Raw genomic sequence first — 14,894 nt, forward strand, 5'->3', positions numbered from 1 at the left:
AGACTGCCATGAACCGACGCCAGCTCCTCATCGGCACGGCGGGCGCCGGTGTCGGCGTCGTCGTCCGCCCGACCGACGCCTTTGCCGCTGCCGGGGCTGGCCCAGGTCGGCAGGCAGGCGAGGCCGGCGCGTTGCCGATGCCCGCGCCGTCGCGGACCCTGCCGCCCGCGATGCATGTTCAGGACCCGTCCTGCACCCGGATCGAACGCGGCTGGGTGTTTCATGAAGGCGATGTCGCGACGCCCGCGCCCGAGGGGCATAATGCGACCTATCTGAGCGTGAAGGCGGGCAATGCGCTTGGCGCCGCGGCCATGGCGTTTGACGATTCGGACTGGACGCAGGTCCGGTTGCCGCACGACTGGGCATCCGCGCAGCCGTTCGAGCGCGATGCGAATATCTCGCAGGGCTATCGCCGGCGCGGCATCGGCTGGTACCGGCGGACGCTGCGGCTGGAGGCGGACGATCGCGGCAAGACGATCGCGCTGCGGTTCGACGGGATCGCGAGCAACGCGACGATCTGGGTCAATGGCAGCGTCGTCGCGCACAACTGGTCCGCCTATAACAGCGTCGAGATCGACTTGACCCCGTTTGCGCGGTTCGGCGACGACCTGAACATGATCGTCGTGCGCGTCGACGCGACCGCGATGGAAGGCTGGTGGTACGAAGGCGCTGGCCTGTACCGGCATGTCTGGCTGATCCGGCGCGGGCCGGTCGCGATCGTCACCGACGGCGTGCACTGCGATCCGCGACGCGACCCGGCGGGGGGCTGGCACGTGCCGGTCGCGGTGACGATCGGCAGCATCGCGCGGGCTGCGGTCGGCGTGACGATCGAGACGATCTTGCTCGACCCGGACGGCAAGCCGGTTGCGACGGCACGCGCGGCGGCGACCGTCGCGCCGCTCGATCCGGTGGTGACGACGCTGACGATGCCGGTGACGGCGCCCCGCTTGTGGTCGATCGAGACCCCGACGCTTTACACTGTCCTCACGCGCGTGATGCGAGACGGCAGCGTCATTGACGAGCGGCGGACACGCGTGGGGTTCCGGACGATCCGCTTCGATGCGGACAGGGGCTTCTTCCTGAACGCTCAGCCGGTGAAGCTGAAGGGCGTGTGCCTGCATCAGGATCACGCGGGCGTCGGCACCGCTATTCCCGACGGGCTGGTCCGCTGGCGGCTCGAACGGCTCAAGGCGATGGGCTGCAACGCGATCCGCTGTTCGCACAATGCCCCGGCGGCCGAACTGCTCGACCTCTGCGACGAGATGGGGTTCGTCGTGATGGACGAGAACCGCCAGTTCAATCCCGCGCCCGACTATATGGCGCAACTCGAATGGATGGTGCGGCGCGATCGCAACCATCCGAGCGTGATCCTGTGGTCGGTGTTCAACGAGGAGCCGATGCAGGGGACGGAGGCCGGCGTCGAGATGCTCCGGCGGATGGTCCATGCGACGCACGCGCTCGACGACAGCCGGCCGGTGACCGCTGCGATGAACGGCGCCTTTTTCGATCCCGTCAACGTCTCGAGCGAAATCGATGTGACGGGGTTCAACTACTATCAGGGCGATTATGATCGCTTCCACCAGCTCAACCCGACCAAGCCGATCACGAGCTCGGAGGATACGAGCGCCTATGAGACGCGTGGGGCCTTTGCCAGCGATCCGGCGCGGCATGTCCAGTCGTCCTATGACGTCGAGGCGGCAAGCTGGGGGGATACGCATCGCGGTACCTGGAAGAAGATCGCCGAGCGGCCGTTCGTCGCGGGCGGCTTCGTGTGGACGGGGTTCGATTATCACGGCGAGCCGACCCCGCATGAATGGCCGACGATCTCGAGCTTCTTCGGCATCCTCGACCTGTGCGGTTTTCCCAAGACCGCGTTCGACATCCACCGCGCGCACTGGGTCGATACCGCGCCGGTGGTGAGCATCACCCCGCACTGGACCTGGCCGGGGCGGGAAGGCCAGCCGGTCACGCTGCTGGTGATGAGCAACGCCGAGCGCGTCGAGGTCCGGCTGAACGGCCGGGTGGTCGGGGAGGCGGCGGTCGACCGGATCATGGGGAATGAATTCGTCGTGCCCTATGCGCCCGGGCGGATCGAGGTGATCGCGCGGCGCGGCGGTTCGCAGGTAGCGCGCGCGGCGCATGAGACCGCCGGGCCGCCGGTCGCGTTGCGGCTGACCCCGGCGCGGACCGTGATGGCAGGCGATGGCGAGGACGCGCAGCCGGTGACGATCGATGCGGTCGATGCGGCAGGACGCCATGTGCCGACCGCCAACCTGCCGACGCGGTTCGCGGTCGAGGGGGCGGCGATCATCGGGATCGGCAATGGCGATCCGAACAGCCATGAGAGCGAGAAGGGCAATGCCCGATCACTGTTCAACGGCCTCGCGCAGGTCATCGTCCAGGCGGGCGAGGGGCGAGGGCGGATCGTGATGACCGCGACCGCGCCGGGCCTGAAGCCGGCGCGGCTGACGATCGACCGCGCGGGTCTCGCACCGCCTGCGCAGGTTGCCGTGACGCTAGCTGCGATGGCGATCCGCGAGTGGCGGCGTTCGCCGGCGATGACGGCGCGGCCCGATCCGGCGCTGGCACCGGTCGATGGCGATAATAACAGCTGGGCGTTCGTACGCAGCGGGACGCGAGTCGACCCGGATCGTGCGGGCCGCTGGCGCATCTATCGCACGACGGTCACGCCGTGGCGGCGGGTTGCGCAGGAGGGGGGCGTGATCCGCTTTGCAGCGATCGCCGGGCGTGCGGAGCTATGGGTCGACGGCACGCGGCTTGCGGTAAAGGACGCCGCATCGGTCGGACCGTTGGAGGCGGCGGTGCCGCCGGGCGGCGGCGTGCGGACGATCGCGGTTCTGGTCGAGGCGGCGCCGGGCGTCGTGTCCGGGCTCGTCGGCGGCGTGACGCTGGAGCCGCGCGCACGATAACGAGGGCGGTGCCGTGCCGCCCGTCCCCCGGCCGATGCCGCAGGGACAGGCGGAATGGGCGTCAGGCGGCTGTGTGGATCAGCGTCGCGAGCGTCGCGTCGGTCCCGAGCAGGTGCAACTGACCGGCAGCGGGGCGTGCGGTGGCGCGGAGCCCGAGCCGTGCAAGCCGCGGTTCGTCGATCGCCGCAGCGTCGGCCACTTCGATCCGCACCCGACCGGGGTGGCGGCTCGCGGTGACGACATTGCCCTCGCCCCCGAGTGCGGCAAAGGCCGCTTCCGACAGCCGCACCGCGGTGGTGTCTGGCACGGGTGCGGCAGTCGCAGCGGGCGCAGCGCTGGCGATAACCGCCGGACCGCCCAAGGCCAGCGCATCGCGGATCTCGACCGCGACCACATCCGCGATCGGGCCGAGCACGACCTGCAGCGCGGCGTTCGATGGGCGCAGGATACCGCGCGCGCCGAGCGCCTTGAGAGCCGCGTCGTCGACCGCGGACTGATCGACGACGATCAGACGCAGTCGCGTCGTGCAGGCGCTGACGGTGGTCAGGTTCCCACCGCCGCCAAGCGCCTGTGCGAATGCCGCGCCACGACCGCCTGCTACCGGTGCGGCAGCTGCAACGCTGGCCTCTGCTTCCCGGCCCGGGGTGGCGAGGTCGAACTTGCGGATGAAGAAACGGAACAGCCCGTAATACAGAGCGAAATAGACCGCACCGACGGGGAGCAGCAGCAACGGCCGCGTCGCCTTGCCATAGTTGAGGACATAATCGAGCAGTCCCGCCGAGAAGCCGAAGCCGAGCTTCACGCCCAGCGCGTTCATCAACGCCATCGACAGCCCGGTCAGCACCGCATGGACCGCATAGAGAAGCGGTGCGAGGAACATGAAGCTGAACTCGATCGGCTCGGTCACGCCGGTCAGCGCGGAGGTCAGCGCGAGGCTGAACAACATGCCGCCGACGGCCTTGCGCCGTTCGGGAAGCGCGGCGTGGTACATGGCGAGACACGCGGCGGGCAGGCCGAACATCATGACCGGGAAGAACCCGGCCATGAACGCGCCGGCATCGGGATCGCCTGCGAAGAAGCGCCGCAGATCGCCGGTCGTGCCTTGATAATCTCCGGCGACGAACCAGACGATGTTGTTGACCAGATGATGCAGGCCGGTGACGAGCAGCAGCCGGTTGAACAGGCCGAAGAGGAACAAGCCGATCGCACCGCTGCCGCTGACCGCCAGGCTAAGCTGATCGACGCCCGCGTTCAGGATGCCGAAGCCCATCCCGAAGATGACCGCGAAAACCAGCCCGGCAACGCCGCTGACGATCGGAACGAACCGACGTCCGCCGAAAAAGGCGAGATATTCCGGCAGTTTGATCGCCGAGAATCGATTGTAGAGCAGCCCGCCAGCGAGCCCGGACAGGATCCCGATCGGCACGTCGAGCCGCGCGATCGCCTTGGCCTTCCAGGCTGCGGCGACAATCTCGAGCGTCGGGGTCGCTATCCCCGCGACGACGTCGGCGGGGACGGATAGGAACACCTTGCCCGCTTCGGTCGCGACGAGGAAGCACACGACACCCGCCAGACAGGCCGCCCCGTTGCCGTCACGTGCGAAGCCGGTCGCGACACCGATCGCGAACAACAGCCCGAGATGCGAGAAGATCGCGTCCCCGGCTGCGCTCAGGAACGCGATGTCGAGCAGATCGGGCTGGCCGAGACGCAGCAACAGGCCGGCGATCGGCAACACCGCGATCGGCAGCATGAGCGCACGGCCGAGCGGCTGCAGGGCTTCGAGTATCGACTTCATGCGGCAAACTCCCGGGCGAGCGTTCGGACTTGGGCGGCGGAGGTGCAGGCGAGGCACGCGGTCGCGTGCGCGCGGCAGGCATCCATGCCGAGCGTGGCGACCAGCGCCTTGATCTCCGGAATGATCGCCGGTGCGCAGGAGAGTTCGGTGACGCCGAGGCCGATCAGGATCGGTACGGCAAGCGGTTCGGAGGCCAACCCCCCGCAGACGCCGGTCCAGCGTCCATGGACCGCGCCACCCTTGCAGGTCTGCGCGATGAGGCGGAGGACGGCGGGATGGAGCCCGTCGATACCCGACGCGACCGCCGGATTTCCGCGATCCATCGCCAGCGTATATTGGGTGAGATCATTGGTGCCGACCGACAGGAACTCCGCCTCGCTGGCGATCAGATCCGCGGTCACCGCCGCGGCGGGAGTCTCGATCATGACGCCAACCGGGACGCGATCGGGCAGATCGAGCTCGGCGGCGATCCGGTCGACCGCGGCGCGGACTGCGCGCAGCTCGTCGAGGCTGGCGATCATCGGCACCATGATCCGGCACTGACCCGTGGGGCGTACCGAAAGAATCGCGCGAACCTGATCCTCGAGCATCTGCGGATAGGCGAGCCCGACGCGGATGCCGCGCAGGCCCAGCGCTGGGTTTTCCTCGGCATCCATCGGCAGATAGGGCGCGGGCTTGTCGCCGCCGATATCGAGCAGCCGGACGATCAGCGGGCGACCGTCGAGCGCGTCGGCGATCGCCTGATAGTCGGCGGTCTGTTCGGCAACGCTCGGCGCGGACTCGCGTTCGAGGAACAGGAATTCGGTGCGGAGAAGGCCGGAGCCCTCCGCCCCGTTGTCGCGCGCGAGACGGGCATCGCCGATCGATCCGAGATTGGCGAACGCCTCGATCCGCGTCCCGTCGGCCATGCGGCAGAGTTCGCCGGCGCGCGCGAGCATGTCGGCGCGGCGCATCTCGGCCTGCGCAAGCCGGACCTGTGCGGCGACAAGCGTGTCCGCGTCGGGATCGACGCGCATGAGCCCTTCGCTCGCCTCGAGGATGACGGGCGTGCCGTCCGCCAGCGGGGCAAGCGCGGGGCCGACCGCGACCAGAGCGGGCAGGCCGATCGTCGCGGCGAGGATGGCGACATGCGACGTCGGCCCACCGCGCGCGACGCACAGGCCGATGACCGTCGCGCGGTCGAGCGCGAGAATGTCGGATGGCAGCAGGTCGTCGGCGAGCAGGATCGTCTCAGGCGGAAAGACCGGGACGGTCGTCTCGACGCCTTCGAGGACCGCCAGCAGCTGGCGTTCGAGGTCGAGCATGTCGTCCGCGCGCTCGGCAAGCCGTGCATCGGTGCCGGCACGCAACGCGTCGGCAAGCGGCCGGATCGTGGCGCGCCAGGCGTGGCCCGCGCTCTTGCCCGCGGCGATCTGCGACTGCGTCCCGTCGCGGAGCGCGGGATCGTCGAGCATCGCCGCATGCGCCTCGACGATCGCCTTCTGCGCGCCCGCGCTATGGCGGGTCTGCTCGGCAAGCCGCGCGGCGAGCGTCGTGATCGCGCTCGCGAACCGCTCATTCTCGACGGCGATGCCCTGGCCCTGTTCGGAAACCACGATCTCGGCATGGCGGAACCAGCGCGCCTTGCCGACCGCGAGGCCCGGTGCAGCGGTCACGCCGAGCAGTGCGCCGTCGATCGCCGCACGCACCGGGCTGGCTGCTGCCGGGGCCGGGGCGGGTGCGGGAGTGGTCTCGTCCATGCCGCTGAGGATCAGCGCCGCGATCGCGTCGAGCGCGTCGGCGGCGTCGGGGCCCCGCGCACCGAGCGTGATCGGGTCGTTGTACCGCACCCCGAGCGCGAGCAGCCCGATCGGGCTGAGAATGCTGGACGTGTTCGCATCGCGCGTGACCGTGACGTCCGCGGTATAGCGTTTCGCGAGCGCCCCGAGCCGCGCGGCGGGGCGCGCGTGAATCCCGTGCGCAAGCGGCACGGTGATCGTCCGCGTCAGGATTTCGCCCGAGGCCGCGCCACCTGCGACTGCGTCGGGCCGGATGTCGGCTACCGGTTCGATCGTCATCAGCGGGTCGCCGAGCGCGACCTCCCGGTCGGTCGTGCACTGCGTGATGGCGAACCGGTCGGGGTTTACGACGATAATCGGCGTGACGACGGCGCGTGCCTCGCAGACGAGCAGGTCGAGATCGAAGCGGATCAGCGGCGCGCCCGTAACGACCCTGTCGCCGACCGCGACGCAGGGCGAGAAGCCCCGACCACCGAGCGCGACGGTATCGAGCCCGATATGGATCAGGATCTCCGCGCCTTCCGCAGTGCGCAGCGTGATCGCATGGCCGCTGTCGAGCAGCGTCAGCACGGTCGCGTCACAGGGCGCGTAGAGCCCGTCGCCGGTCGGATCGATCGCGACGCCGTCCCCCAGCATGCGGTCGGCGAAGACCGCGTCGGGGACCTGATCGATGGGCAGCGCCCAACCCTGCATCGGCGCGCTCAGGAGGATGGGAGCCATGGGGTCGTCCTTGGTGCCGTAAGGGGGGTAAAGCGGGGCGCGGTCAGGCGGACGGAACGCCGCCGAACCAGGTGCCCAGGGGGTGGAGATCGTGCGTCAGCCGCACCCAGTCGGCACGCTGCCCGGGCGCAAGCGCCCCGCGCGTGTCCGACAGGCCGAGAAACGCAGCCGGATAGGTCGACGCCATCGCGGCGGCGACTTCGGGCGCAAGGTCGAGCCGCGCGACCGCATTGCGAACAGCACCGGTCATGTCGAGATCCGATCCCGCCAGCGTGCCGTCCGCGCCGACGCAGCGGCCATCCTCGACATGGATCGGCCGCCCCTGGATCGTGAAGGACTTATCCGCCGCGCCGACACAGGGCATCGCGTCGGAGACGAGCATGAACCGGTCATGCGGGCGGCTGCGCAATGCGATCCGCAACGCGGCGTCATCGACGTGAAAGCCGTCGACGATGATCCCGCAATAGACCGACTGGTCGTCGAGCGCTGCGCCGACCACGCCGGGCGCGCGGTGGATCAGCGGCGACATCGCGTTGAACAGATGCGTGACGCCGGTGATGCCCGCAGCGATGCCCGCGGCGGCGGTTGCGTAGCTCGCGTCGCTGTGACCGATGCTGACCAGCACTCCGGCGGCGGTGAGCGCGGCGACCTGATCGGCGGTGACGCGTTCGGGCGCGAGTGTCAGCATGACGCGGCCGCGGCGGGGACGCGTCATCAGTTCCATCAGATCGTCGTCGAGATCCTGGAAGCGCGACGCATCATGGATGCCCTTGCGGGCCGCACTGATGACCGGACCCTCGACATGAATGCCGACCACGCCCGGCACGCCGGCATCGATCGCGGCGTCAACCGCATCGAGCGCACGCGCGATCACGTCGGGCGTGTCGCTGATCAGCGTCACCATGAACGCGGTCGTGCCGTAACGGGCATGCGCCGCACCGATGGCGGCGATCCCCTCGACCGTGGTGGCATCGTTGAACAGCACGCCGCCGCCGCCATTGACCTGCGTGTCGACGAAGCCGGGCATGATCCAGCCCCCGTCGAGGTCGATCGTCTCCACGGCCGTGCCCGTAGCGGGCGCCGCGTCGAGGCTGACGATCCGGCCGTCTTCGACGACCATCGTCGCGTCGGTGAGAACAGCGGCCGGCGTGACGATATGGCCGTTGGAAAACCGGAAAGTCGTCATAGCGTGCGCGTGACCTTGGCAAGATGCGAGGGCGCGTCGGGATCGAACCCGCGCGCCACGGAAAGGGCGTTGACGAGCTTGTAGAAGCTCTGGATCATCAGGACCGGCTCGATTGCCGGATGCGCGGTGAGCGCGGGCAGCGTCGCGTCGCCAGCCTGCGCGTCGCGTGCGGCATCGGCCAGCAGAACGCAGGCGCCGCGCCCCGCAAACTCTGCCGCGGCGTCGCGCACGCCGTCGCCGGCCGCGTCGGAGGTCGCCAGCGCGAGTAAGGGGAAACCATCCTCGACGAGCTGCATCGGGCCGTGGCGCACCTCGGCCGAGCTGAAGCTCTCGGCGTGAAGCGCGCAGGTTTCCTTCATCTTCAGCGCCGCCTCGTTGGCGATGCCGAAGCCCGGTCCGCGCGCGATGACGAAGAGGTTGGTGGCGGTACGCAACGGTGCGATCGCGCTTGACCAGTCGAGCGCCCATGCGCGCTCCAGGTCAGCGGGGAGTGCCGCCACCGCGTCGCGCAACGCATCGTCGTCGGCCCATTCCGCGGTGAGTGCCGCCAGCGCCGCCAGCGCGCAGATATAGGATTTGGTCGCAGCGACCGAGCGCTCGGGACCGGCCTTGAGCGCGATCAGCGTGTCGGCGGCGGCGGCGAGCGGCGACGTCTCGTCATTGACCAGCGCGACGACATGCGCGCCGCCTGCCTTCATCGAGGCGACCGTCGCGAGCAGATCGGGGCTGCGGCCGCTTTGCGAGATGGCGATGCAAAGCGTCGTCTGCGCGGAAAGCTCTGCGTCATACAGCGACACGACCGAGGGGGCGGCGGCCGCGACCGGGATGCCGGTCTTCGTCCAGATCAGGTATTTGCCGTAAACCGCGGCGTGATCGGACGATCCGCGGGCGCAGGTAACGACCACCGCGGGCGGTGCGGCCCGCAGCTTTGCGCCGAGTGTCGTGAAGGCGTCGGCATTGGCCGCGAGCAGCCGGGCAACCGCGGCACCCGATTCCGCCGCTTCGCTGAACATCAGCGTGGCTTCCGGGTCGCGTGCCGCCAAGGGGGCGGGGGGGGCGTTGGTCATGACAGCTCGCTCTCAGGATCTTGCACGGTGACCGTATGGCGGCCTTCGTCGTTGGATTATGCCAAGCGTAAGTTATAGATTGGTCTTATTCAAGCGTGTGTTTCTGCGTAAGCATATGTGACAGCTGGCGGATGCGGTCCGTACTGGTCGCGGTGCGGTTCGGCGCGGCGAAACCGAATCGCACGTCCACCGGATCGGCACCGCCGGCGATCGGCTGACGGCACGAGGCGTGGACTTCGGTGATGCCGGTGCGCAGCAGTGCAGGCAGTGATTGCGGGGAAACGCCGCTGCCCGCGAGGATGATGATGCGTCCGGCGGCTTGGCGATGCAGGTCAGCCACTGCCTCGACCCCGTCGATCGCCTTGGGCGTCCCACCCGAGGTGAGAACCCGGTCGAAGCCGAGTTCGATCGCGGTGTCGAGCGCGGCGCCAAGATCGGAGCACACATCGAAGGCGCGGTGCAGCGTCAGCGACAGCGGTCTGCCGCGCTCGCTGCCGAGCATCCGTGCGTGCGCGATCAGCTTGGCCAGAGTTGCCGCGTCGAGCCGGTGGTCGGCCAGGGTTGCGCCGATCACGATGCCCGCGAGCCCGGCGTGCGCAGCGGTGACGATATCGTCGGCGATCAGCGCGATTTCGCGCGGGGTGTAGGCGAAACCGCCCTCACGCGGGCGCACGAGCAGGTGCGCGGGGAGGGGGCCCTGCGCCGCCGCGCGGATCAGCGACGCAGGCGGCGTCAAGCCGCCGACTGCGAGCGCGGCGCACAGCTCGATCCGGTCGGCGCCGCCCTCCACCGCGGCATCGATGCCGTCGAGATCCTCGACACAGACTTCGAGCGTCATGGCGTCGCGCATCATGTGGTCAGCTCGCGAACAAGGCGCGCGCCTTCAGCACCGTGGTGCTGCCGCGCGCGTCGGTGACGGCGTAGGTAAAGCCCGGCAACAGGCAGAAGGCCCCGACCGCGCCCTTTGTATCGAGCGCGAGGAAGCCGACCTGCACGCCGCGTATCGCGTCGCCGCGCAGCCGCGCGATGTGGCGGACCACCTCTTCGCAGGCCTGTTGCGGTGACGCGCCCGCGCGCATCGATGCGACGACGCGCGCCGACCCTGCGACACGCGTGACCTCCTCGCCCAGCCCGGTCGAGGTCGCGCCGCCGACGCCGGCCTCTACATAGAGTCCCGATCCGACCTGTGGCGAATCACCGACCCGGCCGCGCATCTTGAACGCCATGCCCGATGTGGTGCAGGCGCCGGCCATCCGCCCCGTCGGATCGCGCATCAGCAGGCCGATCGTGTCATGGTCGAGCGCGCCACCGGGCGTCCGCGTGATGCGGTTCTCGCTATTGGCCTCGGGGCGATAATCCGCGGTCTTCAGCCAGTCGCGCCACGCCTTTTCCGCCTCGGGCGTCAGCAGCGACTCTTGCTTAAAGCCCTGGTCACGCGCGAACCGCGTCGCGCCTTCGCCGACGAGCATGGTATGCGGTGTCCGCTCCATCACCCGCCGCGCGACGGAGATCGCGTGCATCGTGTTCTCGAGCGCTGCGACTGCGCCGACGCCGCCCGCATCATCCATGATGACCGCATCGAGCGTGACATGGCCGTCGCGGTCGGGATAGCCCGAATAGCCGACGCTGTGATTGTCCGGATCGGCTTCGGGGACCATCGCGCCGGCCTCGACCGAGTCGATCAGCGATCCGCCGGCGCGTCTGCGGGCAAAAGCGGCGGCGTTGGCTGCAGCACCGAAATCCCAGGTCGACACGATCAGCGCAGGCGCAGGGCCGCCGGTTGCGGCGCGCGCGCGGGCGATCGGCGCAACAAAGGGCAGGGCCGCTCCAATACCACCAAACGCGGTCAGCAACGATCGTCTCGTCTTCATCAGCAGCCCCCTGTTGTCACCCTGGCGCCCAGTCGTATCGCAAGTCACGGCAGTCGACCAGTCGTATGGCCATTTTACAACATCCGGTCCGAAACGTTACACAGTGGTCTTACTAAGGTATTGACTGAGACCCGATTATGACCAAAACCTTACGAAGGAGACGGGGGCAGGCGACAACGCTGGCCCAAACAAGGGTTTTTAGTATGAACGTGCGTAATTCGGCGTCTTATATGGCGCTTGCGGGGGCACTGATGGTGTCCGCGACCCCGGCGATTGGACAGGTCACGCCGGCACAGGCCGAGGCTACCACGCCCGCGGAGGCCAAGGTCGAGGCGGATGCGGCGACCGCGACCAGCGCCGTCGACGCGCCGCCTGCCGAAGACCGCGCTGGCGGGGGCGACATCGTCGTGACCGGATCGCGCATCCAGCGTCCGAACATGACCTCCGCCGCACCGATCACCTCGGTCACCTCGCAGGACATCCGCGCCCAGGCTGCGGTCAATGTCGAGGACGTCCTCAACCGCCTGCCGCAGGTCGCGCCCGACAGCCAGCAGACCTATAATGATTCGGACGGCCGGCAGCGGATCAAGCTGCGCAGCCTCGGGTTCGAGCGGACGCTCGTCCTCATCGACGGCAAGCGCCTCGGCACGCAGAACGGGCAGGACGTGGGCATCATCCCGCCGTCGCTGCTTGAGCGCGTCGACGTCCTGACCGGTGGTGCGTCGTCGGTCTACGGGTCCGATGCCGTCGCCGGCGTCGTCAACTTCGTCCTGAAGAAGGATTTCGAAGGCATCCAGCTCGACGGAAACTATAATTTCTACAACCACAACAACAAGGACACGGTGGTCTCGTCGCTGGCACGCGCAGCCGGCTTCAACAGCCCGCGCGGCCTGACCAACGATGGCGGCCGCGCCGACGTCACGCTGACCGCGGGCAAGAAGTTCTTCGACGGGGCGCTGCGGATAAACGGCTTCGTCAACTACAAGCATACCGACGAGGTCCTGCTGTCCGAGCGGTCTAACTCGGGCTGCTACCTTACGCAGACGAGCCTCAACGCGCCGATCTCGTGCGGCCTGACGCCGAGCAGCTCGACGAGCGGCCTGATTTCGCCGCTCGACAGCAAGGGCGTCGCGACGGGGCAGTATGTCAACAACCCCAATGGCACGCGCACCTTCGTGCCGTTCGGCACCGGCGCGGGCAATGCGTCGAACTATTTCAGCAACTATGCCTATCAGCGCCCGTCCGAGCGCGTGAATGCGGGTGGCTTCGTCAGCCTCGACGTCGCGCCGGACGCCGAAGTCTATGCATCGGGCATCTGGTTCCGCGACAAGTCGTATAACAACTACCCGGCGATCGCGGGCGGCAACGTCCAGGTGAACTGCAACAATCCGTTCCTGTCGGCTTCGCAGGCCAGCACGATCTGCGGTGCGGCAGCGGGTACCGCGGCGTTTGCGCCGATCGACATCCGCTATCGCCTTGGCGAGGGCAATGACCAGCCGGACAGCTATCTGAACACCGGTCTGCGCCTGACCGGCGGCCTGCGCGGCAAGGCTGGCGATGCATGGACCTATGACATTGGCGGCGTCTATGCGCGCAACAAGCAGGACTACACGCCGAGCTTCGTCAACGCGGCCAATCTGCGGAATTCGCTGAACGTGGGCGGGACGCTCGCGGCACCGACCTGCGCAGGGACCACGGACGCCGCCTGCGTGCCGTTCGACGCGTTCAGCGCGGGCAACACTAATCCGGCGCTGATCGACTATCTCTACGACCGCGGCACGTCGACCACGATCGGTACGCTGTATGACGTGCAGGCGAACATCACCGGCGATCTCGGCAAGTACGGTGTCACCTCGCCGTTCGCCGAGCAGGGCGTCGCAATCGCGCTCGGCACCGAATATCGCAAGGATACGCTGAAATCGACCGCCGACAGCGTCTACCGCGCCGGGCTTGGTGGCAATGACACCTATCTCAAGCAGGACGTCTGGGAGGCCAATATCGAGGTCCAGGCGCCGCTGATCGAGCACAAGCCGTTCGCGGAACTTTTGCAGGCCAATGGTGGCTATCGCGTTTCGAAGTACAGCAGCAATTCGAGCAGCTTCAACACGTGGAAGATCGAGGGCATTTACGCCCCGGTCAGCGACCTGACGTTCCGCGCCTCGTTCAACAAGGCGCAGCGCGCGCCGACCGTGACCGAGATCCGGCAGGCGACCAATGTCGATTTTGCCCGTGGCGGATCGGGCACGTTCAACGATTTCTGCGCACCGACCGTGACGACCAACGCCGCTGGCGGCGTGACCTATGGCACGCCCGTCGCCTCGCGTGAGGTCTGCCGCGCGACCGGCCTGTCCGACGCGCTGTACGGCAGCCCGACGCTGATCTGTCCGGGGGATGCATCGACGGGGGCGACCGGATGTACGGTTCGCTCGGGCGGTTTCGAAGCCGATCCCGAAACGGCTTATACCCAGACCTATGGCCTGATCGTGAAGCCGCGCTTCGTGCCCGGGCTCGTCTTCTCGGTCGATCGCTACAAGATCAAGATCGACGACTCGCTCGGCTATAACGACTTCAGCTATTACACCGATGGCTGTCAGCGTTCGAACGGCGACGCGTTCTTCTGCCAGGGCATCGTCCGCAATCCCGGCACCGGCACGCTCTACTCGAACGCGGCGAGCAACCCGACGACCGGCTTCATCCGCCAGGGCACGACCAACTTCTACAAGTCGATCGCCCGCGGCTATGACTTCCAGGCGCAGTACACGCTCGATCTCGCCAGCGTCGGCAAGATCGACTGGAACTTCAACGGCTCGCTGACGACCTTTGCAGGTGGTCAGGACTCGCCGGTCCAGCCGACCCGCAACTGCGCAGGCTATTACGGCAATGGCTGCGGTCAGCTGATCCCGAAATGGTCGCACGGCCTGCGCGCGACCTATACGACGGTCGACAAGGGGTTCAGCGCGTCGTTCAACTGGCGCTATGTCGGTTCGCTGACGAATGCGGACAATTCGGGTGATCCGGCGATCGGCGGCACGCCCGAGCGCGAGCGGACCAGCTATTTCCGCGTCTCGCCGAAGAGCTATTTCGATCTCGCGCTCAACTTTGCGATCGACAAGGCGTTCTCGCTGCGCCTGATCGCGAACAACCTGCTCGACAAGAGCGCGCCGATCGTCCCCGATTCCTACAATGTCGCGCTGGCACGGACCAACACGATCCCGCAGCGCTACGACTCGCTTGGTCGCAACCTGGCGGTTGGTGCCACCGTCCGGTTCTGATCCCGTACCCCCACCTCAAGGCCCGCCGGAAACGGCGGGCCTTTTTTTATGCGCGCGTTCGGGGATGAAGAGGCGGGTTCGTGCTTGCGGGCGTGGATCGCATGGTCTAGCGAAACCGCCGCTGCCCGGGGCTTGAAGCCTGCAGGGCGGTCGTGCGGGTGTGGTGGAATTGGTAGACGCGCTGGACTCAAAATCCTGTTCCGAAAGGAGTGCCGGTTCGACCCCGGCCACCCGCACCACCTTTACTGTTTAAGAGCCCGGGCGACCGAGACCAG

8 protein-coding genes and 1 tRNA gene are annotated in these 14,894 nt (G+C 68.0%); 3 read left to right on the forward strand and 6 right to left on the reverse strand.

Annotated features, from left to right (window positions below; genetic code table 11):
* Positions 1 to 8: 8 nt before the first annotated feature.
* Entirely contained in the window at positions 9 to 2,930 is a 2,922-nt protein-coding gene (galA, locus tag SOM18_RS00805; RefSeq protein ID WP_031439251.1) for a beta-galactosidase GalA, read from the forward strand.
* Between the two features lie 61 nt (positions 2,931 to 2,991).
* Here galA and nagE read toward each other — a convergent pair whose 3' ends face one another.
* The 6 genes from nagE to SOM18_RS00835 form a co-directional block, all read right to left on the reverse strand.
* Complete coding sequence (gene nagE, locus SOM18_RS00810) at positions 2,992 to 4,725, reverse strand: N-acetylglucosamine-specific PTS transporter subunit IIBC (protein ID WP_192008648.1); 1,734 nt, start codon at positions 4,723 to 4,725, stop codon at positions 2,992 to 2,994.
* Positions 4,722 to 7,223 carry a phosphoenolpyruvate--protein phosphotransferase gene (gene ptsP, locus SOM18_RS00815; protein ID WP_031439250.1) on the reverse strand — a complete coding sequence of 834 codons (2,502 nt, stop codon included), beginning with the start codon at positions 7,221 to 7,223 and terminating at the stop codon, positions 4,722 to 4,724. Before ptsP ends, nagE begins: the two co-directional genes overlap by 4 nt.
* Positions 7,224 to 7,266: 43 nt before the next feature.
* Positions 7,267 to 8,409 carry an N-acetylglucosamine-6-phosphate deacetylase gene (gene nagA / locus SOM18_RS00820; protein ID WP_031439249.1) on the reverse strand — a complete coding sequence of 381 codons (1,143 nt, stop codon included), beginning with the start codon at positions 8,407 to 8,409 and terminating at the stop codon, positions 7,267 to 7,269.
* Positions 8,406 to 9,476 (reverse strand): SIS domain-containing protein, encoded by a 1,071-nt coding sequence (locus SOM18_RS00825; RefSeq protein ID WP_042466387.1) that lies wholly within the window; start codon positions 9,474 to 9,476, stop codon positions 8,406 to 8,408. Before SOM18_RS00825 ends, nagA begins: the two co-directional genes overlap by 4 nt.
* Before the next feature lie 85 nt (positions 9,477 to 9,561).
* Positions 9,562 to 10,329 (reverse strand): copper homeostasis protein CutC, encoded by a 768-nt coding sequence (locus SOM18_RS00830; RefSeq protein WP_042466384.1) that lies wholly within the window; start codon positions 10,327 to 10,329, stop codon positions 9,562 to 9,564.
* 4 nt (positions 10,330 to 10,333) lie between these two features.
* The gene (locus tag SOM18_RS00835) at positions 10,334 to 11,347 is read right to left on the reverse strand and encodes a N(4)-(beta-N-acetylglucosaminyl)-L-asparaginase (protein WP_031439246.1); all 1,014 of its coding nucleotides are present in this window, start codon (positions 11,345 to 11,347) and stop codon (positions 10,334 to 10,336) included.
* Between the two features lie 203 nt (positions 11,348 to 11,550).
* On the opposite strand from SOM18_RS00835, the gene SOM18_RS00840 reads away from it, so the two are divergent.
* Positions 11,551 to 14,619, forward strand: a complete 3,069-nt coding sequence (locus SOM18_RS00840) for a TonB-dependent receptor domain-containing protein (RefSeq protein ID WP_031439245.1) — start codon at positions 11,551 to 11,553, stop codon at positions 14,617 to 14,619.
* A 154-nt stretch (positions 14,620 to 14,773) separates the two neighbouring features.
* Positions 14,774 to 14,858, forward strand: a tRNA-Leu gene (locus tag SOM18_RS00845).
* Positions 14,859 to 14,894: the final 36 nt, after the last annotated feature.

Origin of the sequence: Sphingomonas sp. CFBP9019 (genome assembly GCF_034045155.1) — a bacterium.
GTDB classification, from domain to species: Bacteria; Pseudomonadota; Alphaproteobacteria; order Sphingomonadales; family Sphingomonadaceae; genus Sphingomonas; species Sphingomonas aerolata.

Coding starts and splice junctions, on each gene's coding strand:
- SOM18_RS00835 (WP_031439246.1), bottom strand. CDS start 11,347: ATGAAGACGAGACGATCGTTGCTGACCGCGTTTGGTGGTATTGGAGCG.
- SOM18_RS00825 (WP_042466387.1), bottom strand. CDS start 9,476: ATGACCAACGCCCCCCCCGCCCCCTTGGCGGCACGCGACCCGGAAGCC.
- nagA (WP_031439249.1), bottom strand. CDS start 8,409: ATGACGACTTTCCGGTTTTCCAACGGCCATATCGTCACGCCGGCCGCT.
- SOM18_RS00830 (WP_042466384.1), bottom strand. CDS start 10,329: ATGATGCGCGACGCCATGACGCTCGAAGTCTGTGTCGAGGATCTCGAC.
- ptsP (WP_031439250.1), bottom strand. CDS start 7,223: ATGGCTCCCATCCTCCTGAGCGCGCCGATGCAGGGTTGGGCGCTGCCC.
- galA (WP_031439251.1), top strand. CDS start 9: ATGAACCGACGCCAGCTCCTCATCGGCACGGCGGGCGCCGGTGTCGGC.
- SOM18_RS00840 (WP_031439245.1), top strand. CDS start 11,551: ATGAACGTGCGTAATTCGGCGTCTTATATGGCGCTTGCGGGGGCACTG.
- nagE (WP_192008648.1), bottom strand. CDS start 4,725: ATGAAGTCGATACTCGAAGCCCTGCAGCCGCTCGGCCGTGCGCTCATG.